The following is a 26,772-nucleotide window of genomic DNA, read 5'->3' as shown; positions in this document are numbered from 1 at the left end:
CGGTGTGGTACGGAATAACAGAATAAAAGAAGAAAACGGAAGAGCAATGAAGAAAAGCACGAAAATCGCGATAGGCGTTTTGGCCACCATGGCCGTCATCACGGTCCCTGCCCTCTCCAGCGCCGAAAATATCCAACGCTCGCAGGCCTCGGACACCAGCACGTCGGCACAGATGCAGGCACCGCACGACGAGAGCGTCCAAAGCGGCGAAGCGGCTCAGGGCGACAAGGATGCGGCGCCGGCCCCCAAGGCCGACACGACAAAATCCGATACCACCAAGCAGCAGCCTGGCGTGCAAGACGAAGAGCCCGCGGCACCGGGCGAGGCGCAAATCACCGCCAGTGAGAACGGCGCGACCGTCACGGTGACCGCGCCAAGCTCGGGGGCCACCCTCGACAAGGCGAAACTCCAGCAGGCATTGGGCAATGCCAAGGATGACACCTATAGCAGCCCGGTCACGCAGATCGTATTCACGGGCGGCACCACGACGTTGCCGGCCGATTCCAGCGGATTGTTCAGACATCTGACCAGATTGGGATCCATCACCGGCTTGAACCTGACGGACACCAGCCACGTCACCAACATGAGCTCCATGTTCGATTACTGCTCCAACCTCGCCGGTCTCGACCTGAGCCCATGGAACACCAGCAACGTCACCAACATGGGCAGCATGTTCAAAAACAGCGGACTCACCGGTCTCGACCTGAGCTCGTGGAACACCAGCAACGTCACCGACATGAGCAGCATGTTCGAAGGCAGCGAACTCGCCAACTTCGACCCCTCCCAACTCGACACCCGCAGCGTGGAAAACATGTACAACATGTTTTATTACTGCACAGGACTCACCGGCCTCGACCTGAGCTCGTGGGACACCGGCAACGTGAAGGACATGGGTTCCATGTTCAATGGCTGCAAGAATCTGACCAGCATCACATTCGGCGGTAACTTCGACACCCGCAACGCCACCAGCATAGGCGCTATGTTCAAAGACTGCGAACGGCTGGCCACCCTTGATCTCAGTGGATTCAACACGAGCAAGGCAACGGCCATGGGATCCATGTTCGAAGACTGCAACGCGCTGACGAGCATCAATTTCGGCACTGGCTTCGACACCAGCAACGCAAAATACATGTACAGCATGTTCAAGAACTGCTACGTGCTCGCCAATCTTGACTTGAGCGGATTCAACACCGGCAAGGTCACCGGCATGAGCTATATGTTCGCCAACTGCACGGGACTGACCAGCCTGGACCTCGGCGACCACTTCGACACCAGCAACGTCACCGACATGAGCTACATGTTCAACGTCAACCACCAATGGAACGGCTGGAGAACCAGCAAAATGACCACCCTCAAGCTTGGCAATCATTTTGATACCAGCAAGGTCACCAACATGCGCAGCATGTTCGACGGTTGCACCGCATTGACCAGCCTCGATCTCGGCGACCACTTCGACACCAGCAACGTCACCAACATGCTCGCCATGTTCCAGTCTTGCACCGCATTGACCAACCTCGACCTCGGCGACCACTTCGACACCAGCAACGTCATCTACATGGGCAGCATGTTCAATACGGATTGGAACAGCAATGGCCGCATCAGCAGCCACCTGGCCAGCCTGAACCTAGGTGACAAGTTCAACACCAGCAACGTCACCGACATGTCCAGCATGTTCGGGAATTGCAAAAGTCTGCTCAGCCTTGACCTCGGTAAGAATTTCAACACCGGCAAGGTAAAGAACATGGACCACATGTTTTCCGGGTGCGAAAGCGTGCGTTCCATCGACCTCGGCGACGAATTCGACACCAGCAACGTCGGCACGGGTTTCGTCGGCGACATGGGCTATATGTTCGCCAACTGCTACTGCGCCAAAACCATTCGACTGGGCGACAAGTTCAACACCAGCCGCGTCAGCGACATGAGCTATATGTTCGCGAACTGCCGTAGTGTCAATCCCCTCGATCTCGGCGATCATTTCGACACCGGCGGCGTCACCAACATGCACCGCATGTTTGGTGATTGCAATGGCGCAACCAACATCAAGCTGGGCGACAAGTTCAACACCAGCCACGTCTGGGACATGCTTGGCATGTTCGAAGGCTGCAACAGTTTGCTCACCCTCAATCTCGGCGATCAATTCGACACCAGCAACGTGCAGGATATGCGCTGGATGTTCGCGAACTGTTCCAGCCTGCCAAGGCTCGAACTCGGCAGCAAGTTCAACACCAGCAAAGTCACCAGCATGTATAGGATGTTCTGGGGCCTCAACATGCCGTATATCAATCTTGGCAGCAACTTCGACACCAGCCACGTCACCAATATGAATGGCATGTTCCAATACTGCGCAAAGACGGTATACATGAACTTCGGCGACAAGTTCAACACCAGCAACGTGCAGGACATGGGTAGTATGTTCCTGGGCGACACCCAGTTGAAGAACCTTGACATCAGTAAGTTCGATACCCGTAATGCCCACAGCATGGAAAGCATGCTCGACCCCAGTCTGGAGCAATTGACCGTTGGCGCCAACACCGCTCTTCAAGACGCGGCCTTCAACAGCACCCCCTATGGTGAAACACCTTACCAGGGTCAGTGGGTGCAGCTGGCGACACCAGCACCGGGCGCTCCTTCCGCGCAAGACATCGACGAGACCACTGCCTACGACAACGCCGCGTTGGCCGGCCGCACCCGCAGCTCTGACCCAAGCGCCACCGGCACCTACGTGTGGCTCAGGGACCGCACGGTGACCCTGAAGCCGCAGTCGCCGCTGCCCGTCGGCACGTCGGTCAAGGGCGAGACCGAGCAGACGGCCCCCGCCAAAGTAATCAAGGTGTACACCCCCGCGTTCGACACCGACGGCAACCCGATCGAGCCAGTCTCCACGCTCCGCCTCAACGGCAATTCCTTCACCCTGCCCGACGGCGACACGTTCGAGCTCAAAGGCGCGTCCGCTGGCAACTACAAGTTCCGGGGATGGTCGTCCAACGCGGACGGCAGCGGTAAACTCCAGAAGGCCGGGGTCAACCCCGACATCGTGCCCGAGGACCTCACCTTCTATGAGGCTTGGGCACGCAAGACCACGCCGCTGGTCCCCGCTACCCCGATACCTCCTGTGACGCCTTCGATTCCCTCGACCCCCACGACGCCCACGACTCAGGGAACTCCTTCGACCCCCACGCCCCAAAGCCCGGCACAGCAGCTTCCCGCCTCGGCTCCGGCGGCGATCGGGCAACCGGCTCCGACGATTGGCGGCAACGACCACGCCTTTGGCGCACCCCAGACGGTCACGGGGAACAAGCGGAACTCCAACCGCAAGTGCCAGCCCGTCAGCTATCTGGAAGGCACCACCACCCCGGCAGCGTTCGTCTGCGTCGGGCAGGAAGCCGCCGTCACCACGACCTCGCGATCAAGCTCCCCGATTCAGGCCCTGATGGCGATGATTGCCCTGTTGCTCATGATGTTCCTGGTGTTCATCGCCGTCACAAAGCGCAACAACTTCATCATCTCCCATCATCGTGCGATGGAAGTCACCGTGTGATCGATAGGTGATTGATAGGTGATTGATAGGTGATTGATAGGTGATTGATAGGTGATTGATAGGTGATTGATAGGTAATCAGTAACCTCGATTTGGGGCTGTGGCCAGCAATAGGTCGCAGCCCCAAATTCTTTGTTTGTCGCCTTGCAGACGAGTTGGAGAGATAAGGAAGAGATAAGGAAGAGATAAGAACGGACGCGTGGCCATCTTCAGGTCTCGCGTCCGTTCCTCATCTCAATTCGATTATCTGCTCGGCGGTATGCGTTCAGCTATCCAGCTATTCAACTACTGAACCAATGGACTGAACGCTCCCGTGCTGTCACTCGGCGTCGGCCACGTCCATGCCATCCGAGCCATTCGCGCGCTTACGGCGCTGAAGCCAGACCGCGGCACCCGCCATCGCAACAGCAAGGAACAAAGCCGCCCAGATAAGGCCACCGGCGATGCCGGTCTGCGCCAACGTGCCGGAACCGTTTGAGTTGGCCGGAGCCGAGCCACCCTGCGAAGGAGTCCCAGGTTCAGGCCCGGCATGCGGCGCCCACTGCGCGTACAGCGTGAAGCTCGTGGTCACCGGCAGGCTGAAATCGTAGGCATGCACAGGAGTGCCGTCCGCGCGCAACGTGTCATCAGCCACCGTGGACCAACCCTTGAAGTCCATCCCCGCCTTGGTCGGATCGCCAGGCTTCGAAGCCAGGTCGCCATCATTGACCTCCTGCGGAGGGACCGTCGAGCCACCGCGCGAATCGAAGGTGACATCTTCCACACCCTGCGCGATGACGAACGGCTGGCTGACGATACCGCTGTATTCGATCTCGCTGGCATTGACGTTACCCGGGTTGACCGGAGGAAGATACTGCCCGAACGAGAGCGACGCCGTGCCAGAACGCTGAATCCCCGTCCATGTGGCGGTGCCGGTCGTGGCATCATAGCTTCCGTCCGATGGACCCGACGAGGACGACGAGCCGGCTTGGGTGCTGGGCGCCGGCGAAGCGGTACTGTCATCCTGTACACCCACCTGCGCCTTTGCAATATTGACGTTATTGCCGTTATTGCCACTTTCGCCTGGGAGAATAGGCTTCGGGCCAACCATGCCCACGACGGTCGTCTGTATCTGGTCGGGGTTGAGTTTCGAGGTGTTGTATTGGTTCAGCGGGAATTTGACAGGGGGTAGATTGTCGCCGCCTGCAATCATCCAGTAATGCACGTCAGGCTTCTCGGAATAGCTGAGACCCGGAGTATTCGCGGGACGGAGATAGTTGCCGTCCACGCCCTTGACCGACTTCACGCTCACCGTTCCACGCTTCGCGGTGACCGTCGGATGGTTGATCCGCTCCTCCATGAACCTGACATAGGTGAGGCCCTTCATCTGCTTCAACGGCGTGAGGTCGTCGATGCCACACGAGTTGCCGTCGAGCTTCACGATGCTGTTCATGCCCTCGAGCGGCGTGAGATCGGTGATCGGGTTGCCGCTGAAGTCCAGCTCTCGCAGCGCCGGAAGACCAACGATGTCCTTCAGGCTCGCCAGTTTGCCGTTGGGCCCTGGTAGGCCGGTGGCGACGCTCGTGTAGTAGCCACACATGATGTCCAGATGCTCCAGGTTCCGCAAAGCCGTGATGCCCTTGAGGCTGGTCAGGTGCGGATTGTCGTTGACGGCCAACACCGTGATGCTGGTGTCCGGCCACAGAGGCGAGAAGTCCGTGATGTCGTTGAAGGAAAGCGACACCTGATACAAGCTTGGCGCGCCCCGCAGGGGCTCGATGTTGGTCAGGTCGTTGTTCTGCAGGTTCAGGCCAAACAGATTCTCCGTCTGGCTGATACCCGTCAAATCCGAGATGTGGTTCTGCGACACGTTCACCGTCCAGGTGCCCGGCGTCTGGTTCTCGATGTAGTGAACCGTCCACAACGGCGAGGCGTCAACAATCCTGTTGTGCGTCAGGTCAATCTGGCCAATCCGCATACCCCTCAACGGGCTCAGGTCGGAGATGTTATTGTTCGGCATATCGAGATAAGACAGGTTCGGGAAATTCTGAATGCCTTCCAGGCTTGTCATCTTCTCCGCATGCGAGCCATCCCAGTCCAGGCCGGCACGATCGACGTTCTCAATCACCGTCTCGTCGAACACACTGTCGTCGAAGGCATACCCCGCTCTCATCACGCTCTGCATCAACGCGTGATCCGGGAAGCAATCCTCCACCGTGCTCTGACCGATGACGCAGTTGCTCTGGCCGGCGGCGCTGGAATCCTGCGCTCCGACGGCGCTTTTGGTCGCGGTGGAATCTTGGCTTGTGCCTTCGCGTTGAACGTTTTTAGTCGATTGCGAGCTATCGGCACCTTGCGACGAACCGCCTTTGGCTTCGCCACTTTGGCCTTCGGTCTGTTGGTTGGCATCACCAGCCGGGTTGGGATTGGAAACCGCAGCCGTTTTCGAGGGATCCGGAGATTCCACGGATTGCGATACCGCGACGGGTTCATTCTTCTGACTAGGAGAAAGGCTCTCCGCATTGGCCGTTCCGACGCCCATCGAAAGCGCCATGGCCACGGAGACCACCACCGCCTTCATGCGCCATGTTGTTCCGTTGTTCTTCATTTCTCTCCTCATCCATCAGCGACGCGACTCATTTCGCACCGCTATCCGTTACGACTGACTGCACTTGCGAACGGGTTTTACCACCATAACGCGGAGAATAATCGTTTGATGTAGTACTGGAGAGGGATTTTTGCTTCAAACGATTGCAAATACTGGACATTCATCAATTCGACAGAATTGGGAAAGTGACTTCCATCACAAAAGTTTGTTGCGCTTTGCGATATCGAATTGCGCTAAATTGCGCTTTGATATATGAACCAATAACCATTTGTCTAATTACCGGTCGCCGCCAAAATTGGCGCGGAACTCCGATATGAAAACACGGCCAAAATCGGAGAGGGGAATGAATCCGCTTCCGATTTTGGCCGCGTCGCTAACTATGGTCGCTTATCAGGCCATAGTTCTAGTCACTTCGCACTATAGGTGGTCGTGTCTCAACTTGACCGTCGCCAGGCACAGGCCGATGACCACCAGCACGGCAGCCGCGACGAGCACCGTCGCTACCGCGGCCCCGGTCTCCGACAACATGCCACCGGAACGCACCACCCGTACCTGCCGCCTGGTGTACGAGATCGGCACCGTCGGGGTCGGCTCACTTAGAGGGTTCGGCGCGGGGTCGATGCCCGGGTCGCGGTCAATCTGCGGGGCCGGGAAGACAGGCCTCGGCACGGACGGCGGCCGCGTCGGCGTGATATGTGAGGGCGGGCTGGGCCTGCGAGGAATGCTGTTGGGCGTGGGCTCGAGGCTCTCGGTCTCGATTGCCCCTCTGAGATCCGCCGTCACGGTTCCACCGAAAAAGCTGCAACCAGAATCGCATCCGGGAAGATCCATGGTCTCGAACACGAAGGAAATCTTATCGACATTCTTCAGGTCACCCCACGTCACCAAACCCGTAGTGGAATCATAGCTGCCGGAACTTGGCCTAATCTTTATGGGCGCAATAAAGGAGCCATCGATGTTCTTCGCGGTCGGCATGCTGCCCGTCTGCGCAAAAACCGACGAGGCGTCCACGTGCTGGTCTGCTGCTTCAAGGTCCGTTATGGTCTGAGGCTGACCAATCGGGCTCAGGTCAATAATCTTGTTCCATGAGAGATCCAGATATCCGACATGCTCATTGTGCAACAAACTCACATCCGAAATTTCATTGTACGAAAGATCAACCTCATTCCAGTACTCGGCACCATTGAAAACGGGAAGCTGGCTGAGGTCAGCAATACCATCGTTCCTTAAAACAAGATTACTGTAATCTCTCGGGACGAGATGTTGCAACGGGCTGAAATCCTTGACATTCGGGCTGTCCTTAATCGTCAAATAACTAAATGAAGCGAAGTGCGCGAGTGGCGCTATGCTTGTAAGCTTTGTCGACCTGATATATAGGTCATTGATTTTGCTGAGCTTCTCGATGCCGTTGATGTTCTTGACCGCTTTGAAATCCTGCGCCATGGGGTCCAGACTGAGCGAAGTCGTCGCGTCGATGATTCCTTGCGTGAATGTGCTGCCGACTTGAACGCCGTTCTTATCGGCGACGGCCTTGGCCAGCACCGGGTCAGGGAAGCATTGGGCTATCGTGCTGGAACCTACATTGCACCCACCGGCCGCCGAGGCGGTTCCCTGCCCCAACGTCAAGCCCGTCAACAGCACCAGTGGAGCGATGAGGGCGGCCGCGAGCTTATGAAACACACGCTGCATGAATCTTCCCTTTCCTGATTCCGTGGATTCTTGGCCGCTGGTATTGCCTTTGCGATAGTCAGCCATCTCACTCACCCCGCTTGCTATCGGAACGGTGATGGGAGGAGTTCAGCGTTTCCGCGAGCGCATAGCGTCTACGGACCATGGCCGCACCGCCAGCCGCCAAAAGCACCATGACGATTACCGCGGCCACCGAAATCCACATGCTCGCCTTGGCCGCACGCTCGGCGGCGGGGCTCGGAGCGGACTTGGCCTCGGGCTCGTCGTTGCAGTAGGGCAGGGCCATGTTCTCACCGGAGCCATGCCACGCGGCACCCTGCGCGGATCCGTGGGAGCGCGAGGGGCGTTCTACGCACTTCGGGCCGCCAGAGCCACCCTTGGGAACGGTGGTGACCATGCCGTCATGTGTCATCAGGCCGCTGCCAGCTGAGGCACCGCCGCCGGGCAGTCCCGTGATCGACGGGCCCAAGGCCGGGCCTTGAATGGTGATCACAATCGTGCCGTCGTCGCCATTGCCCACATAGCTCGGGCCGCCATTTGACGGCATGCCAATCTGCTGCCAATGCGCGTAAAGCTTGTTGATGCCGGGCTTCACGTTGAGCTCCGTGCCAGGCCGGTAGATCTTCGCATCGGCGCCGAAGGAGGCCACACGGCTCCAGCCGATGAACTTGTAGCCGTCGACCTTGAACTGGTTCTGCGCCAAGGCGCGCGGCTGGTAGAGCTTGTTGCCATGCTCGGCGAAGACGATGTCAAAACTATCGTCAGGTTCATTGCCTGAGGCGCTCATGCCGTCAGGGGCGTTGGCTTCATAGCGCAGCACATAGCGGCCGCTCAACGGCGTCACCGGAGCCGACGGCACGTTGATGGCCTTCCACTGCGCGTACAGCCTGAGATGCTGGCCCTTGGAGAGGGTGACGGTCTGGCCGGGGCTATAGGCCACGCCCGGGCTGCCAGTGCCATCCTCACCGCCGTCATAGGTGGTGTTCCAGCCAAGGAACTGATAGCCCTTCACACGCGGCGTGGAGGTGGGGATTTGCTTTTGCGTGCCGTCCACGTGTGCTCCAGTCGCCTTGATGTTGGCGGGCAGACCGCCGTCCAGGGTCGCGTCATCCGGAAGGTTGGCGTTGAAGGAGATCAACGCGCCCTCCTGCCAGCGATAGGTGTGCGCGCCAGCGGATTGCGGGCCGGCATCGGCTCCGGCCATGTGGTCGGCGAGGTCCTTGTTGGCGTGGTCGACACTGCTGGCCCAACTGTCGTCCTCGTCCGTCCAGCTGCCAGTGAATCCGTTGTCGCTCATGGGGTCGTTGCTGAATGACTCCTCCTTGAACTCGGTGTCGGGCCCGACGGTCAGCTCCTCAAGGTTCTCCGGCAGGATCTTGCAGGTGCCGTCGGCGGCCTTGGCCTGGTTGTCGGAGCAGCGGTTCTGGTCGTCGGTGGGGGCGAGCGCCTTAGTGTTCCAATCGGAGAAGTCGAGTGACTTGAGGTTCGTGCCCTGGAACATGTAGGTCATACTCGTCACCTTGGATGTGTTCCACCGCGAGACATCAAGCTCGGTCAGGTTGTTGTCGCCACCGAACATGTCCCACATCTGCGTGACGTTGGCTGTGTTCCAGCCCGAGACGTCGCCCAAGTCGGTGCGCTGGCGGTTGCGTTGGAACATGCCGGCCATCGAGGTGACCTTGGTCGTGTTCCAGCCGGCCATGCCGTCCACATCCTTGAGAGCGATGTCGTAGCGGAACATGCCCTCCATGTTGGTCACGTTATCGGTGCGCCAGCCGGAAAGGTCGCCGAGACCATCGAGCGACCGGCATTGGTAGAACATGTACGACATATCGGAGACCTTGCCGGTGTCCCACGCGTTGATTCCCTTGACCTCGGTCAGCGCCGTGTCACCCGCGAAGATCGCGCGGAGCGTGACATCTCCGTTCACAAGCCTGCCGATTTTCCAACGGGACAAGTCGAGGCTGGTCAAATCGGTACGGCCCATGAACATTCGATCGAACTTCTCGACACTGTAGACCTCCCAATTCGCGATGCCACCTAAATCGAGCGAGTCAGCGCCTTCGGCAGCGACCTGAGGTGTATCCGGAGCCTCAGACGATAATTTGGTGAGCCGGTCGGTAGTGGCGAACATCCCCGACATGTTTTCCACATACCCGACGCTCCAAGTCTGTAATCCCTTGATTTCCTTGAGACTCGAGTCGGCGAGGAACATCTCCGACATGTCGGTGACATAATGCGTCCCCCAGCCGGTGAGATTCAGCGTCTCAAGGGCGGTGTCACCGGCGAACATGCTCGACAGATTATTCACGTCATAGAGTGTCCAACCCGAAAGATCCAGACTCGTCAACGAAGCGTCATTCGCGAACATGCCAGACAACGTCGTTCCATCACTGGTTCTATATGACCAATCCCAATTAGTGATTCCTTTGATTTGGCGAAGCGAGCTATCTCCCTCGAACATGCCCGACATGTCTTTCTGCTTGTTAATCCTCCACCCGGAAACATCTATGCTCTCAAGCGCTGAAGCTCCAGCGAACATATCGGCCATGTCCTCCACGTGCTGAACTTCCCAGCTTGAAAGGTCGAGGCTCTTCAGCGCCTTGGCGTTTTTGAACATGCCATTCATCATGCCCGTATACCGATACCCGTCAAATGTCGACACAAGCGTTTCGACGCCAGCAATACTCGTCAAAGAGATATCGTTGGCAAACATCTCATCGAAGCAACCATAAACACTGGTCTTCCATCCGGCAAGATCCACTGTCTGCAGTGAGACATCATCCTTGAACATCTTCTCCGCCAGGCTGACCGATGAGGCGTCCCAGCCCGAAAGATCAGCGACACGCAAAGACCTGTCCCCCTGGAACATCTGCGTCACATCCTCTAACCGAGAAATATTCCATCCGGAAAAATCCACGGCTTGCAGGGCGGCGTCGCCTTGGAACATCTGGTTCATCGACGTTGCCGCTTTCGGATTCCAGCCTGAAAGGTCAAGGCTTTCCAGCGATGTGTCGCCTTGGAACATCTTGGTCAGATCTTGCACTTTTGACACATCCCACCCCGAGAGATCCACGCTTCGCAACGCCGAATCTCCCTTGAACATCTGCTTCATAAAGCTCAAAGACGGAGTGGCCCAGCCCGCCAGACCCACATTTTGCAGGGACTTGTCGCCGCTGAACATCTCGCTCACATCCGACAAAACAGGGCTATTGCGCCCCGGCCACTCAATGGACTGCAACGCGGTGGCACCCGCGAACATTTTCTCGGCCTTTTCCAGATTTGTGGTGTCCCATCCCGAAAGGTCTAGAGTCTTCAACGATGCGTCTTGATAAAACATCCACTCCATATTTGAGGCATGGGAAGTGTCCAGGTTAGACCAATCGAAAATCTCCAACGCTGGGTCAGAGCTGAACATGCTACCCATATTGAAAGCCTGTTTTGACTCAAAAGCGCGTGTCCCATGGAACTCCGTGAGCTTGGGGTTATAAGCGAAAGCCGAATATCGAAAGACTTTACGACCGGTTTCCGCAGTCCTGTTGTCTACGACCGACAGGCCGGAAAGATCAAGCAGCCGCAAGTTCGGCATCTCTTTGGCCGTGAACATATCGCTTCTGTTAAGGTCAAGAGTGGTGTTCTCAAAGACGATCTCCGTCACCGATTTCCCCAACTCGGTAACAATCTCAGAATGCTGCCAAGGAGCCTGTTCGGAGACAAGCCCATCGTGCACCCGGATTATGCAATCGTTACCCTCGATATTCGCCTCCCACTTGGCAGCCGGGGGAGCGCCATAAAATTCCTGGAACCTTCCCGAACCACTGCATTCGGCCTCTGAGAGCTGGGGCGAGACACCGGAGCCGGCGCTGGGGGCTTGCGATGAGAGCGGGGAGCCTTGGGCGCCCAGCGGCGCCTGGCCTTGCTTGACGACGTCGGGAGAGCCTTGGGACGCGCCTTCAGAACCCGAGGCCGGTTGCCGGGAGCTGGAACCTGGCTGCTGGGAGCCGGTGCCTTGCGAACCCTGCGACGCACCTGGAGCACTATGGGCATGCGCCGAATCTACAACCTGTTGCGAGGAGCTCGGCTCATTCCCGAGCGCTCCCGAGCCGTTCGTCCCGGCGGACGCCACCACCGAAACACTCACCAACGTTGCCGCTGCCGCCACTCCGGCCAGCAGTTCGCGCCAGAACCTCATCGCCCACAACTCCCTTCAATGCGCATCTCAGCGTTGAATACACATAAACAAAAACTCTTCTTCGTCAATAGTACAATAACCCATTCTCTATCTAATTATGTCATCAAACGAAAGCGTTTGACGTCAAATTTTGATGACATAAAACGATAATCCTGCATATAGCGCGCTACTTTTGAATTGCCGAACACCATGAAACGCAAGCGGGAGTAGCCCGGCAAATCCCCGCTTCGAGAACGGTTGCCCAAATCGTCGTCGATACGATGCCACTAAACAAGACCGGACTTATCGTCTAAATTCATTTTACGTCAAATACTTACATCGAACGCTTGTCTAAAATTTGATATGACTTAAATAATCATCGTTTCACTGATATAAACATGCTATAAACCCTGTAATTTCAACAGATTCAGGTAAGATGTAGGTTTCCTGCAAACGTTAAAAATTTATGTCAAAAATTACGTCAAAGGCTTTAACGTTTGGTCATTTTGCGATACAATTTTGTCGTTCTTCAAAAACGGCAAAAACACCCCGCCTATTCGATAGCGGACAACAGCGAAAGAAGGTGCAAACATGGCACAGGCCCGCAGGCACACATCTCAAACCTTGCGCCGCATGGCAATCGCCACGCTTATCGCAGCGACCACATTCGCCTTCGCGCTCATCCCCGCCAAAGGTGCCATCGCAGGCGAATCCGAACCGCAGGGCGGATCGCAGAACAGTCAGGTTCCCAACCAAGCGGCACCGGCCACGCAAACGGCCCCAGCGACCTCAACAATGCCGGCAACTCAATCGGCTCAGCCAACGCAGGCTCAAAGCAACGGTATTGCCGCGAGCGCGGCCCACTCTCCACACGGCGGCGACACGGCTCTTCTCAATCCAGCAAACCCAAACAGCAGAAGCGCTTCAACCGCCTCTGTCTCCGCACAAGACGAAGAAGCACCCATGCCAGGCGTTGGCCCCCAAAGCCTGTGCGTGGTCGACAGCTCGACGATCGCCCAATGCTTCCCCGACCCGAATCTCGCCGCCGTGGTGGCCGAGATAACCACCGGCAGCGCCGCCAACACGAACGACGTCCTCAGCACCTACAAGATCAACAGGACCGTCCAGGTCGACGCCGAAGGGAAGTCCATAAGCGACCTCACCGGGCTCGAATATCTCACGAATGTGCAACGGCTCTACCTCGCCGACAACAACATCAGCGCCGTCCCGCAAATCAGCAGCCTCACGAAACTCACGACGGTGGACCTGAGCGGCAACCACATCACCGACGTCACGCCGCTCGACAAGATCGTCAACATCAACAGCCCCCGTTTCGGCTCACACGGCGCGGAGCTCGTTACGCTTAACCTGGCGAACAACCGCATCAGCGACGTCACGCACCTGAAACTGGACAACTCCACCATCAGCAACCTCGTCACCCTCAACCTGAGCGGCAACGCCATCACCGACGTCACGCCGCTGGCAGGGCTGTACAACGTCACGAGCCTCAACCTGGCAGGCAATCGCGTCACCGACTTGCGGCCGTTCGCCCGGCCCAATCCTTCCGACATCCCGTTGCGGAGCCTGACGAACCTCAACCTCAGCAACAACGGCATCACCGACGCCAATGGACTGCAGGACCTGACCGCCGTCAACATCAACCTCGCGGGCAACCACATCAGCGACAGCAGCGTCTTCGCCGGCAAATACAGCGGCGACCTCAACTTGGACGGCAACCAAATCAGCGATATCACGCCGTTCAAAACCCTGATCAGGCAAGCGCCCACCGTCGGCGGCACGGTGACGCTGAGCCATAACCGGCTCCTCGACGTCTCACCGCTGAACGACATCCCCGACGTCAGCAGCGTCATTCTCACGGACCAGGACGTCACGCTGCCGAACGCCGGGCCGGTGACCTCGCTGAGCCTTACCACCGCGAAGACCAAGTGCGGGGCGTACTTGACGCCCAGCAGCATCACGCCGTCCTCAGGCGTTTACGACAGCGCCAGCGGAACCGTGACGTGGAGGGGCCTGAGCCGTGGAACGCACACCGTCTCGCTCACCTTCGACGACAATATTCCCTGCGCCTGCACCCCCGGCGTGCGCTACAACGGCAGCATCACGCGATCGGTGCAGTTCGTCGACGAGCCGCCGGCCTTGCACCCCCAAGGCGAGACGCCGGCTCCGGGAGCGACGCCTTCAGGGCAAGGCCCAGCGAGGCCGGGCCGGTTCGCCAATAGCGGCAGCTCCATCGTGCTCCCAGCGATTGCGGCAATCGTCGCCTTGGCCGGCGCCGCCACCCTGATTATTCTCAGAACCCAGCTCCGCCATCGACCCACCAACGCCGAGCACGCGGCGGAGCAATAGGACGGCAGGGAGAGACGGCAGGGCTGAAAACAACGGGCAGGCAATGCAAGTAATAAGGCATCACGGAATAATTGGCCATAAACTCGCCAATCCGCCGGCGCTACCTATGGCCTATGAGCTCATAATGCACGGGCCTGTTGCCTACCGCCGACGATAGGCAGCGGACACCATAGCCAAGGCGAGTCCGACCAGGGCGAGCGCACCGGAAATGGCCACCACGGAGACCGTGTCGGTTCCAGTCGCCGCAAGGTTTTGCCCGTTGGCCCCACGCTTCAAACCATCATTCGGCCCACTGGCGCCAGGCTCGGCGCTGCCACCCGAAGACGAAGGCGAGGAAGGGCTCGGAGGACTGGGGACGACACGGCTCAGCACCGTCTTCGTCCACGCCGACGTGTTGCCGTCATCATCCTTCATCTGCATTTCTATGGCCGTCGCGCCTGTGGGAATAGCGGCGTCGGTGAAGTCCCTCGTCAGCGTCATGGCCGACCCGGAAACGACGGAATTCGGCTCCTCCACGGCGCTGCCGATCACGGAACCACCCGCGTCAATCCAGCGATAGGATATGGACACCGTATCGGCGTCCGAACTGGTGGCGACCACGTGGAACTTCGTGTCCGCCGGCACATAGGTGGCGCTCACCACAGGTGCGTCGGCACGCAGATCCACGAAATAATCATTGGTCACCGAAGCAAGCTGCACGTTCGACGTCGAATAGATCGCCGCCGTAAAGCGCACGTTCTCGCCTTCGGACGCCAAAGTCTGGAAATATCTTGAGTTATAGGACTCGTCGTAGAACATGAAACCTTGTCCACTGGCATCGGCGAGCACGTGTAGAGCTCCGGTAGGAGGCGTGATCTTCTCGGCGGCAAGGATGAGTATCTCGCCGTGGGCTTGTCGGTAGCCCTGTCCCTTGAGCTTGACCCCACCACTGGTCACGTCGCCATCGGTTATCGGCTGCCGAAACGAAATCCCGTCCATATATATGTAGTCCCCACGAGGCGCGATACCACCACCCCGTGGCTCAAGTTCCGACTCTGGCGTGGGTATGGGTGCGGATTTCGACGTAGATGCAGGTGTCGGTTTCGATGTGGATGTGGACTTCTGTTTCGATGCAGGCGCGGGTGGGGGTGTAGGCGCGGACGGCGATTCCGGTGCCATGGCAGAGGCGCCGACCTCGCTGGCCTGCGCCACTTGGCCGGACGTCATTCCCACACAACACAGGGCTATGACCGACACGGCCGCCGCGATCGTTTTCACCTTTACCGTCGCTATCGCCTTCAACATCGACTCCCATCCACGGACAGGCACATCATGCTCAATAGGGTCATCGGCACGTACGTTCCCGCCAACGATTTATCAGTCCATAAGACCTATCCCCTTTAATTTGAAATACAGCATTTATATGACGGTTTTCAGGCTTTATGCAGCCAGCACAATACCCCTAGACTCCCGGCAAAGGAACGGCTAATAATACAGACAGAACCTTTGAAAACATTGGTGTTCTCAAGAAAACGTGAAAGTCGACTCCAGCGCCGCGCGAAGGCATCCCGCATCCGCTTCAATACCTTCTCGAAAAGTGAATTCATTCATACCCACAACAAGGTTGAACGAAATTGATTAATCATGCTACTGTTTATACATAGTATTGCAGAACGATATACAAGGAGGCTACTATGAGTAGCGCAACCATTGCCGTACGTACCGATCCAGAAGTCAAAAAGGAAGCGCAGGAGGTGCTCAAAAGCATCGGCTTGGATATGAGCGGCGCCATCAACATCTTCCTTCGTCAGGTCATCAGCGACCAAGGCCTGCCCTTCCGTCCGAAGCGTGACGCAATCAACGCACGAGCCCGCTACGAAGCAGAGCACCACATCGGTAAGACATTCAACTCGGTCGACGAACTGATGGAGGAACTCAATAATGCTTAAATCGATCCTGTTGACCCCACAATTTAAACGCGACTATTCCTCCTTGCTCAAGAAACATTACGACAAAACAATCATGCAAACTGGGATAAATGCACTGTTGCAACAAAATAAGGATTTGCTGCGCACTCGATATAGAGATCATGCGCTCAAAGGAAAATGGAAGGGCTATCGGGAAATCCATCTAGATGGCGATTGGCTAATCATCTACCGTATCGAGAAGACAGAGCTGCAACTCGTTCTCACCCGCACCGGTTCGCACGACAAACTGCTGTAAAAACGAACGTTTAACGCCTAATTGCGATTCAGGCGACACTTTGCTCACCTATCGCGGAGAGCCGTACCCTTGACGGCTTTCTCGTCACGTTAGGCACTATGACCGAACAAACTTCTTGGGTGCACCAGCTGCGCGTCCCAGACAATCAGGGAGAGACAAACGGAGCCCCAAACGAACCACCGACGGCACAAATCGATCATGAAGCACATGGCCTGTTCATTTTTAGCGAAAAACGCGCCGACTGGTGCAGATTTTTTATCTTCAACCATCATATTTATGTATTAAGTTCATGAGTGCCAGTTTATCTAGCCGGCTTTGATCCGCAAACAAAAATATATAGGCACATCACGCCCGAATCGAAAAATTCATCGCCACGATACTCGGCCGCGATATGGGGAAAACCAGACATAACCGCAGGTCTTTCATGGTTTCCGGGCGTTGTCGCGAAACGGAACCGCAAGCCCGGGCAGAGCCGCCCGCAAAAGAGGAATAATGTATCACATTTCCTTGTAGAGTAGTCAATGCCAATGAATACTAGCTCAAGGTGTTGGCTCACAAACCACGCCGGCATCTCCAGCAAAAGCCAGAAAAAAGGAAAATCATGCGTACACCATTGAAGGCGGCAATTGGTCTTATAGCCGCGGTGGCCATGCTCGCCATCCCGGCATTTTCCAACGCTCAGGACGTTCAGCGCGCCCAGACCGAGGACGTCACCCAGAGCCAGGCGCAAGAACCGCAATCGCAGACAACCACACCAAGTCAATCAGGCGAGACCAAATCCCAGGGTGGGAATGGCGGATCCACGACCACCCTGCGTCAGACGGCACCACAGCTGCCGACAACGCAGGATGAAACCCCGCAACTTCCATCCGCGCAAAGCGCCTGCGGCACCATGTCCCAGTCCGTTGGGACCAACGTCACCGGAACCCTCTCCGACGACGGCAACGGCGGCTGCATGCTCACCATCACCGCAGGCACCGGTGGCGGCACCCTCAGCAGGGAGAACCCGTTCCACTTCCCGCCCGTCATGAACATCATCACCAAGGTCGTCTTCGCCGGCCCCAACACCACCACGCTTCCGCAGAACTCCAACGCCCTCTTCGACTGGATGGATAACGTGACCAGCATCGACCTCAGCTCCGCCGACGCCAGCAACGTCACCGACATGAGCGAGATGTTCGCCTACAATCCCAAGCTGACCAGCATCACGTTCGGCAACCACTTCGACACCAGCAACGTCACCACCATGCGCAGCATGTTCGCCAACTGCACCGGGCTGACCCACCTCGACGTCACTCACTTCAACACCGGCAACGTAACCAACATGAATGCCATGTTCATCAAGTGCTCCAGCTTGCCGAGCCTCGACGTCACTCACTTCAACACCAGCAAAACCACCAATATGTGCGGCATGTTCCAAGATTGCTCCAGCCTGCCGAGCCTCGACGTCAGCCATCTCGACACGAGCCACGCCACCGACATGAGCTGGATGTTCGCCGGCTGCTCCAGCCTGCCGAGCCTCGACGTCAGCAATTTCGACACCAGCAACGCCACCACCTTGCGTGGCATGTTCGCCGAGTGCTCCGGGCTGACCCGCCTCGACCTCAGCAACTTCGACACCAGGAAAACCACCAACACGGGCTTTATGTTCGACAAATGCCCCGGGTTGACGAGCCTGAATATCACCAGCTTCGACACCAGCCACGTCACCGACATGGACTACATGTTCTGCCACTGCTCTGGGCTGCGGACCCTCGACCTCAGCCATCTCGACACCAGCAGCGTTACCGACATGGAGTGGATGTTCGCCTATTGCACCAACATGCCGACCATCGACCTCAGCCGTTTCGACACCAGCCGCGTCACCGACATGTATGGCATGTTCTACAACTGCGGCAAGCTGTCCAGCCTCGACCTCAGCCATTTCGACACCCACAGCGCGACCGACACGAGCTGGATGTTCCTCTACTGCGCCAACCTGGCCAGCCTCAACCTCGGCAACCACTTCGACACCAGCCACGTCACCGATATGAGTTATATGTTCGGCGGTTGCCCGAAACTTCCCGTTCTGGATCTGGGTGCCAAGTTCGACACCGCCAACGTCGGGGATATGGAACATATGTTTGACGGCAGTTCTGGCCTGCGGCAGCTGACAGTCAGTGATGGCACGAAGCTGAACGCCAACGCGGACTTGCCGGAGACCATGGCGGGGGGCTCCGCGGTGGCGAACTGGGTGCAGGCCGAGGTGCCGGGCACGAGCTCGGCCTCCGTCAACCGGTCGAGCGTCACGCACTACACCTCCGCCAGCCTTATGGCCAGGACCATGGGCACGGACCCGGCCAAAGCGGGCACCTACGTGCGCATCGCCAAGCACGCGCTCATCCTCAAGCCGTCGACCAACCTGCCCGCCGGCACCGACGTCGCCCCCGCCACTCCCTTCATGGGCACACCCGTCGAGACCGCGGCCGCGACGAACGTGGCCGTCCGCGACTCGAGCGGGTCGGTTGCGAGAACCATCGCCACGATTCCCGTAATCGGCGGCAGCGACACCGTCCCGGCCAACCCGTTCACGATTCGTGACTGCTCCACGGCCGGCTGCACGTTCCAGGGTTGGAGCAGCCATGCCAACGGAACCGGGACCCTGCACCAGCAAGAACATAAGGTAGATCTCAACGACGGGGACGTCACCCTTTACGCCATCTGGACAGCCAACGAACCCGCACCTGGCTCGAGCTCCGGTTCGGACTCCAGCGGCACACCCGGCAGCGGCTCGGGCCTCACGCCCGCCATCCCGGTCATCGCCTCGCCCGTGGCCGCGACGGGGACCGGCCCCAACGCGGCGCTGCAGCCCGGCAGGGACTCCAACGCGACCCCGGTCCAACAGCAGGCCACGCCCAGGAAGACGGACCCCAAATGCGAGCCCGTCGCCCTCTACACCGGCGGCAGTCGCCTCGCGGCCTACAAGTGCGCCAGCGACGACACCATGGCAGCCGTCTCCGCGCCCAACGCCGCCCGGCAGGCACCGCTCTGGATCTTCCTGCTGCTCCTGTTGGCTTTGTTCGCCGTCTTCGGCCTCAGTCGCCGCAACCATTACGACGTCGTGCGCCACCGCGCAATGGAAGCCGCACGGTAAAGGAAGACACCAATATATAGGGGCCCACGCCAGGAACAACTCCGGCGAGAGCCCCTATATTTATATTGCCAACGGCATTGAAGCGGCGGACTGCGAACGCAATACCCGTCCCGACGTCTGTCGCGCCTCATCAAAACACCAGGCCATACGCCCCCTGTGTATGTGGATAGGCGTCGCCATATCCGGGCGAAGACTCCCGACGCCGGCGGCGGAGAGTATCGGCGGCGGAATTTCAAACGAATCGGCTGTGGAATCGCAATAAACCATCCTTCCCGTTCGCCATGGGCAGAAAAGCGGACAGAGCAGACCGATTTCGCCCAACCTTTGAACCCCAGACGAATCGACCAATAATACAAACGTTTCAAGTCCTCGTAGGCCAGCCAAAGGGGCGACCGAGGCCCAGATCCGTCAAAGGTAATGCGACCATCTCTATATGTAACACAATTTCTGGTATATTTAGAAATAACAGAGAATACTAATTCGGATGAATGCCAAGCAACAACACGACAGTCCATCCGCTGGCAGTAATGAGGAAAGAGGAAAAGATGCGTACACCGATGAAGGCGGCGGCCGGCATCCTAGCCGCGGCGGCCATGCTCGCCGTCCCGGCGTTCTCCAACGCCCAGGACATCCAAGGCACCCAGCCGCAGGACACACAGACACAGAGCCAAGCAGCGGCTCCCGACCAGACGCAGGCCACCGCGCCTGCGACGCAACCCGACGGCCAGGCAAAGGACACGGCCACCGCCCCGGCCGCACAGCCGGACACGACCACAACCCCCGCGGCACAGCCGGACAAGACCACCGCCCCCGCGGCGCAACCGGCCGCGCAAGGCGAGACCCCACTGCCCGCCGAGCCACAGCTCCCCTCCGCGCAGGGCACCTGCGACACCACCACCCGTTCCTTGGGCGGCAACGTCGTTGGACAGCTCTCCGACAACGGCAACGGCGGCTGCAAGCTCACCATCACCGCAACCGCCAGCGACGCATCCCTCAGCAAGGGCAAGTTCCAAGCCTTCCCCGGACTCAATACCGCCACCGAGATCACGTTCTCCGGCGACAATCTCATCGAGCTCCCCGGAAACTCGAGCAGGCTCTTCAGCGGGCTTGACAAGGTGACCAGCATCGACTTGGGCTCCGCGGACACCACCGACGTCGACCGCATGAACAGCATGTTCGAAAACTGCTCCAGCCTGACCAGCCTCAACCTCGGCGCCAACTTCAACACCGGCAACGTCGAAAACATGAGCCGCATGTTTGACGGCTGCTCCAAGCTGCCCAGCCTCAACCTCGGCGGCAAGTTCGACACCAGCAGCGTCTACAACATGAGCGACATGTTCGAAGGCTGCTCCGGACTGACCAGCCTGAACCTCGGCAACAACTTCAACACCAGCAGCGTCGACAGCATGAGCGACATGTTCTACGGCTGCTCCGGACTGACCAGCCTGAACCTCGGCGGCAACTTCAACACCAGCAGCGTCACCGAAATGGGCCGCATGTTCCAAGGATGCTCCAGCCTGACCAGCCTGGATCTCAGCAACCTCAACACCAGCAACGTCAAAAACATGGGCAACATGTTCTACGACTGCACCAACCTGGCCAACCTCAACCTCGGCGGCAACTTCAACACCAGCAGCGTCACCGACATGAGCAGCATGTTCCAAAACTGCTCCAGCTTGGCCCGCCTCGACCTCAGCAACTTCAACACCAGCAGCGTCAACCGCATGAGGGACATGTTCAACGGCTGCTCCGGGCTGACCCGCCTCGACCTCAGCAACTTCAACACCAGCAGCGTCGGGGCGGATATGTACGACATGTTCGCCAAGTGCCCGAATCTGTCGAGGCTGAATCTGGGCGACAATACCAAGCTGGACGAAGACGCGTTCTACCCCTATCTGAACTCGACCGAAAAGCACGAGTGGATGCAGGTCCCCGTGAGAGGCACCGCCTCGCAGAACGTCGACCCGACCGTCGCATACCCTTACGCAAGTCTCGCGTCCAGGACCCAAGGCAATGCCCCGGACAGGGCCGGCGTCTATGTCTTGCAGGAGCCCTTGACCCTGACCTTCAAGCCGTTCATCCCGCTGCCCGCCGGCACCCACATCGCCGGAGACCGGCAGAAGACGGCCACCTTCAATTCGATTCCCGACGCCATTGAATCCGCCGACGACGACGTCGTCATGAATATGGTCGTCAAGGCGCCCCAAAGCCAGTTCACGCTCCTCGACAACAACGGCAACCCCGTGCAGGACTATCAGTTCATCGGATGGATCGCCCCGGACAACTCCACCAGCTCTGCCAGCACGCTGACCGACCTCGACGCCGGCACGGCCAACCCGTACAAGCTGTACAAAGCAGGCAGCGACATCGACGACCCGAACAGCATCCCCGACATGACCCTGTACGAAGCCTGGATGCCGTCCACGGTGTCGGGAGGCACCATCGAATCAAGCGCGAGCCATCATCCCGGCATGCTGCCGCTGCCGCCGAGCATGTCAGGCCAGCTGCCATTGGTGCCGCCCACGAAGCCAGGAGGCACAATTAACGTTCCGATGACACCGAAGCCCGGCACACCCGGGAACAACAACGGCAACGGCGGTAACAACGGAGCCAACCCGGGCAACGGCAATGGCAACGGGAACGGCAACGGCGGCATCGGGCCCGCCGTACCCGCGTTCGCCGCGCCCGGCACGCTCGGGATCACACCCAGCACGCTCGGCCGCGACTCCAACGCGACCCCGGCCCCCCGCCGGGCCACGCCCCACAAGACGAACCCCAAGTGCGAGCCCGTCGTCTACCGCGACGGCAGCATCCAGCCCGCGGCCTACAAGTGCGTCGGCGACGACGCCATGGCCCTGTCCACAGCCGGCACCACCCGGCAGGCGCCCCTCTGGATCTTCTTCCTGCTGCTTTTGCTGGCACTGTTCGCCATCCTCGCCCTCACCCGCCGCAACCGCTTTGACATCGTCCGCCACCGCGCCGACACCGACGCCACGCGGTAATCACCAGCCATAGCCCAGCAAACATAGAGGGGTCGCGTCAGGAACAAATCCTGCGCGGCCCCTCCGCCATACCTGACCTGCCAAAGCCATGGCAAACCCGACCACGGCAAGCGCACCTGAAATGACCGCCACATCGGCCGTATCGGCGCCGGTGGAAACAAGCCACTGCCCATTGACGCCCCATTCGCACCGCCGTTCGGGCCTTCGGCACCAGATCCAACACCGCCACTCGATGGAGAAGGAGGGCTGAGCGGACTCGAAACAGCACGGCTCAGCACCGTCTTCGTCCACGTCGGCCCACATGACAAACTGCCGTAAAAGGTGGGGTTACGACGTTGTAATTGTGATTCGCACGACACCTTGACCACCTATCGCGGAGAGCTATACGCTTGGCGGCTTTCACCGTTACACTGGGCATTATGACTGAACAAACTTCTTGGGTGAACCCGCTGCGCGACCCACGCGACCTGCGCCTGCCACGCATCGCAGGGCCATGCAGCCTGGTGATTTTCGGTGTCACTGGCGACTTGTCGAAAAAGAAACTGCTGCCCGCCATCTACGACCTGGCCAATCGTGGCCTGCTGCCGCCGAGCTTCGGGCTGACCGGCTTCGGCCGTCGTCCGTGGAGCAACGAGGAGTTCGCCAATTTCGTCAAGGAGAACGTGAAGGCCCGCTGCCGCACGCCGTTCCGCGAGTCGACCTGGACGAACCTCGCCAAGGGGATTCGCTTCGTGCAGGGTACGTTTGACGACAAGTCGGCTTTCGAGCGCCTGAGCGAGACGGTCAAGGAACTCGACCGCGACCGCGGCACCCGCGGCAATCATGCGTTCTACATGTCCGTGCCGCCGAGCGCCTTCCCCATCGTCTCCAAGCAGCTGGCCGATTCCGGACTGGCCAAGTCGAGCGACGACGCCTGGCGCCGCGTGATCATCGAGAAACCGTTTGGTCATGATCTCGAGAGCGCGAAGGAACTCGACCGCGTCGTCTCCGAGGTCTTCGACCCGAGCTCGGTCTTCCGCATCGACCACTACCTCGGCAAGGAGACCGTGCAGAACATGCTGGCGCTGCGCTTCGCCAACTCCATGTTCGAGCCAATCTGGAATTCCAATTACGTCGACCACGTGCAGATCACGATGGCCGAGGACATCGGCATCGGCGGCCGCGCCGGATACTACGACGGCATCGGCGCCGCACGAGACGTCATCCAGAACCACCTGCTGCAGCTGATGGCCCTGACCGCGATGGAGGAGCCGGTGAGCTTCGCCGCCTCCGACCTCACCGCCGAAAAGACGAAGGTGCTTTCCGCCGTTCGCCTGCCAAAGGACCTCGGCGCCTACACCGCACGCGGCCAGTATTCCGCCGGATGGCAGGGTTCGCAGGAAGTCTGCGGCTACCTCGACGAAAAGGGTATCGACAAGTCCAGCACCACCGAGACCTATGCCGCCATCACGCTCGACGTCGATACGCGACGCTGGGCCGGAGTGCCATTCTACCTGCGCACCGGCAAACGCTTGGGCAAGCGCGTCACGGAAATCGCCGTGGTCTTCAAGCGCGCCCCGCACCTGCCCTTCGAGCAGACCGCCGTGCGCGAGCTCGGCAACAACGCCATCGTCATCCGCGTGCAGCCCAACGAGGGCGTCACCATGCGCTTCGGCGCGAAGGTGCCAGGAGCCACCGCCATGGAGGTCCGCGATGTGTCGATGGACTTCAGCTACGGCCGCAGCTTCACCGAAAACTCGCCCGAGGCTTACGAACGCTTGATTCTTGACGTGCTGCTCGGCGATCCGCCGCTCTTCCCGACCACCAAGGAAGTGGACCTGAGCTGGAAGATCCTCGACCCGATCGAGGAATATTGGGCCACGCTCGGCCAGCCGCAGCCTTATCGCGCCGGCACTTGGGGCCCGAAGGAAGCCGACGAAATGCTCGCGCGTGATGGACGCCATTGGAGGATGCCATGATCATCAAAATGCCCGATACCCAGACCAACGCCGTCGCGCGCAAGATCGAGGAACTGCATCAGCAGCGCGGCGAGGCCGGCAACGACCGCGTCCTGACGCTCATCATCTCGACCGACGAGAGCGAGCTCGAGAACGCGCTGAAAATCGCCAATTCCGCAGGTCGCGAGCACCCATGCCGCGTCATCGCCATCGTGCCCGAGACCAAGGAAGTGCCGTTCTGCGACATCAACAAGGAGCCGGATTGCTACGTCACCGATTCCGGCGAGGACGAGACCGACCTTGACGCCCAGGTGCGCTTCGGCGCGGACGCGGGCGCCGGCGAGGTCATCATCCTGCGCCCGCGCGGCGGGCTCTGCCAGCACACCGATACTTTGGTCATGCCGCTGCTGGTGCCTGATGCCCCGGTGGTCACCTGGTGGCCGACCAATCCGCCCGCCAATCCCTCGCAGGACCCGCTCGGCGCGATGGCTGGAAGCCGTATCACCGACGCGCTGCGCTCGGACGACCCGAAGAAGACGTTCGCTCAGCTGCGCGCCAACTGGAGCCCGAAGGACGTCGATTTCTCGTGGACCCGCGTGACCACATGGCGCGCGATGCTCGCCACCACCATCGACCAGCCGCCGCACCTGCCCATTGAGAGCATCAAGGTGACCGGCCAGCCGGACTATCTGCCGCTGAAGCTGCTCGCGGCCTGGCTTGCGCTGAAGCTCAACGTGCCGGTCGAGCTCGGCTATGTCTCCGGGGCCGAGGCCATCACTGGCGTCTATCTCAAGCGCTCGGACGGTGTGATCGCCATGGAGCGCCCGGATTCGCAGGAGGCCGTCATCAGCCAGCCCGGCCAGGCGCCGCAACGCGTGGCCATGCCGCTGCGTTCGCTCGAGGACTGCCTGAGCGAGGAGCTGCGCCGCATCGACCCCGACGAGGTCTACGCCGACGTGATTCGCAAGGGCTGGAGCCTGATTCAGGGCTGAGACAACGCACAAGTCGGTAGATAGGTTTTCAAGAACGGCCATTTTCCGCCAATCCCAAAATCGTATCTACCGACTTGTGCGCACTAGAGAGGAGTCATCATGGTCAATCGCAAGCTGGAAGTCTATAAAGACGCGAAAACCGTGGACCAGGCGGCGGCGCAACGCACGCTGCTCGCCATTCTGGACGGGCTGAGCGAGCGGGGCGACGAATCGACAGCCACGCCCGTTCGAGCCCGTTACGACGTCGCGCTCACTGGCGGCTCCGACGTCCTGCACGCACTGACTTATATGGCTTCCAACCCGCTGGTCGACGCCATCGATTGGGGCCGCGTCCACTTCTGGTGGGGCGATGACCGCTTTGTGGCCCCCACCGACCCGGACCGCAGCTCGTGGCAGGCACGCGAGCGCTTCCTCGACAAACTGGTGGCCAATGGACGCCTGCCCGAAGGCAACATTCACCAGATGGCCCCGGATCTTCGCACGCCGGAGCAGGTCGCCGCGGCCAGCGACGCCGAGAACGACGAGCTGCTCGCCAAGGCCGCCAGCGATTACGAGGCGGAACTGCGCCGCGAGCTCGGCGACACCTCAGCCATGGACCTGCTGATCCTGGGCATGGGCCCCGACGGCCACTATGCGTCGCTCTTCCCCGGGCACCCTGAAATCAACGTTGTTAACCGTTTGACAGTCGGCGTATCCAATTCGCCGAAAATGCCGCCGCTGCGCATCTCGATGACAGCCCCGCTGCTCGCCCGCAGCCGCCGCACCTGGATGCTCACCTGCGGCGCGGGCAAGGCCGAAGCCACAGCCCACGTCTTCGCACAGACTGACAATCCCAGCTACCCGGCAAGTTTTGCGACGGGAACAGACGAATTCGTCTGGTTCACCACAGCCGACGCGGTGGCCTGATCCACCGATGACTTTCGGCCTGTTTCCCTTTATATCAGGCCGAAAAATCATACTTTTTGAGGTATAGCTTAGCTCTGCGCGAAAATTTAGTCACACATCTTAAGCTTTGCCGTAATTTTCAGACAAACCAACAACAAACGACGCGCTCATTCGACTCAGACCTATCGCCATCGATAAATGCCGTAATACCGCGCTTCTTGACCGTCAAACACCAATCACCTCACCCAACAAACTCGGCAAACAAGTTTC

The 26,772-nt window shown here is 59.2% G+C and carries 15 protein-coding genes; 11 read left to right on the top strand and 4 right to left on the bottom strand.

All coding sequences use genetic code 11. The features are described 5' to 3' along the window. The first annotated feature begins 46 nt into the window (after window positions 1-46). Window positions 47-3,538, top strand: a complete 3,492-nt coding sequence (locus tag OZY47_RS00565) for a BspA family leucine-rich repeat surface protein (RefSeq protein ID WP_277178020.1) — start codon at window positions 47-49, stop codon at window positions 3,536-3,538. Window positions 3,539-3,856: 318 nt separating this feature from the next. On the opposite strand, the gene OZY47_RS00560 is transcribed toward OZY47_RS00565, so the two are convergent. The 3 genes from OZY47_RS00560 to OZY47_RS00550 all read right to left on the bottom strand — a co-directional run bounded on the left by OZY47_RS00560 (window position 3,857) and on the right by OZY47_RS00550 (window position 12,005). After that, window positions 3,857-6,124: an InlB B-repeat-containing protein gene (locus tag OZY47_RS00560; RefSeq protein ID WP_277178019.1), complete on the bottom strand. Its 2,268-nt coding sequence runs from the start codon at window positions 6,122-6,124 to the stop codon at window positions 3,857-3,859. A gap of 417 nt (window positions 6,125-6,541) precedes the next feature. Continuing rightward, window positions 6,542-7,879, bottom strand: coding sequence for a hypothetical protein (locus OZY47_RS00555; RefSeq protein WP_277178018.1), 1,338 nt, complete (start codon window positions 7,877-7,879; stop codon window positions 6,542-6,544). A gap of 1 nt (window position 7,880) precedes the next feature. Further along, a complete protein-coding gene (locus tag OZY47_RS00550; RefSeq protein ID WP_277178017.1) occupies window positions 7,881-12,005 on the bottom strand; it encodes a BspA family leucine-rich repeat surface protein in 4,125 nt (1,374 codons plus the stop codon). A 570-nt stretch (window positions 12,006-12,575) separates the two neighbouring features. Between OZY47_RS00550 and OZY47_RS00545 the strand changes: the two genes are divergently transcribed. Further along, window positions 12,576-14,351 (top strand): leucine-rich repeat domain-containing protein, encoded by a 1,776-nt coding sequence (locus tag OZY47_RS00545; protein WP_277178016.1) that lies wholly within the window; start codon window positions 12,576-12,578, stop codon window positions 14,349-14,351. A 141-nt stretch (window positions 14,352-14,492) separates the two neighbouring features. On the opposite strand, the gene OZY47_RS00540 is transcribed toward OZY47_RS00545, so the two are convergent. Further along, entirely contained in the window at window positions 14,493-15,329 is an 837-nt protein-coding gene (locus OZY47_RS00540; RefSeq protein WP_277178014.1) for a hypothetical protein, read from the bottom strand. Window positions 15,330-15,396: 67 nt separating this feature from the next. On the opposite strand from OZY47_RS00540, the gene OZY47_RS00535 reads away from it, so the two are divergent. The 9 genes from OZY47_RS00535 (at window position 15,397) to pgl (ending at window position 26,523) form a co-directional block, all read left to right on the top strand. Continuing rightward, window positions 15,397-15,819 (top strand): hypothetical protein, encoded by a 423-nt coding sequence (locus tag OZY47_RS00535; protein WP_277178013.1) that lies wholly within the window; start codon window positions 15,397-15,399, stop codon window positions 15,817-15,819. A gap of 205 nt (window positions 15,820-16,024) precedes the next feature. After that, a complete protein-coding gene (locus OZY47_RS00530; RefSeq protein WP_277178012.1) occupies window positions 16,025-16,279 on the top strand; it encodes a type II toxin-antitoxin system RelB/DinJ family antitoxin in 255 nt (84 codons plus the stop codon). Beyond that, entirely contained in the window at window positions 16,272-16,553 is a 282-nt protein-coding gene (locus OZY47_RS00525) for a type II toxin-antitoxin system YafQ family toxin (RefSeq protein WP_277178011.1), read from the top strand. Before OZY47_RS00530 ends, OZY47_RS00525 begins: the two co-directional genes overlap by 8 nt. A gap of 98 nt (window positions 16,554-16,651) precedes the next feature. After that, window positions 16,652-16,846: a hypothetical protein gene (locus OZY47_RS00520; protein WP_277178010.1), complete on the top strand. Its 195-nt coding sequence runs from the start codon at window positions 16,652-16,654 to the stop codon at window positions 16,844-16,846. A gap of 308 nt (window positions 16,847-17,154) precedes the next feature. Next, the gene (locus OZY47_RS00515; RefSeq protein WP_277178009.1) at window positions 17,155-19,686 is read left to right on the top strand and encodes a BspA family leucine-rich repeat surface protein; all 2,532 of its coding nucleotides are present in this window, start codon (window positions 17,155-17,157) and stop codon (window positions 19,684-19,686) included. Between the two features lie 545 nt (window positions 19,687-20,231). Next, window positions 20,232-22,688 carry a BspA family leucine-rich repeat surface protein gene (locus tag OZY47_RS00510; protein ID WP_277178008.1) on the top strand — a complete coding sequence of 819 codons (2,457 nt, stop codon included), beginning with the start codon at window positions 20,232-20,234 and terminating at the stop codon, window positions 22,686-22,688. A gap of 419 nt (window positions 22,689-23,107) precedes the next feature. Further along, a complete protein-coding gene (gene zwf / locus OZY47_RS00505; RefSeq protein ID WP_277178007.1) occupies window positions 23,108-24,646 on the top strand; it encodes a glucose-6-phosphate dehydrogenase in 1,539 nt (512 codons plus the stop codon). Further along, window positions 24,643-25,617, top strand: coding sequence for a glucose-6-phosphate dehydrogenase assembly protein OpcA (locus OZY47_RS00500; RefSeq protein ID WP_277178006.1), 975 nt, complete (start codon window positions 24,643-24,645; stop codon window positions 25,615-25,617). Before zwf ends, OZY47_RS00500 begins: the two co-directional genes overlap by 4 nt. 99 nt (window positions 25,618-25,716) lie before the next feature. Then, on the top strand, window positions 25,717-26,523 hold the full coding sequence (gene pgl / locus OZY47_RS00495; RefSeq protein WP_277178005.1) for a 6-phosphogluconolactonase: 807 nt from the start codon (window positions 25,717-25,719) through the stop codon (window positions 26,521-26,523). The last annotated feature ends 249 nt before the right edge of the window (window positions 26,524-26,772 follow it).

Origin of the sequence: Bifidobacterium sp. ESL0790 (assembly GCF_029395435.1) — a bacterium.
Taxonomy (GTDB): Bacteria; Actinomycetota; Actinomycetes; order Actinomycetales; family Bifidobacteriaceae; genus Bifidobacterium.
This window is presented reverse-complemented; position numbering and strand designations above follow the sequence as displayed.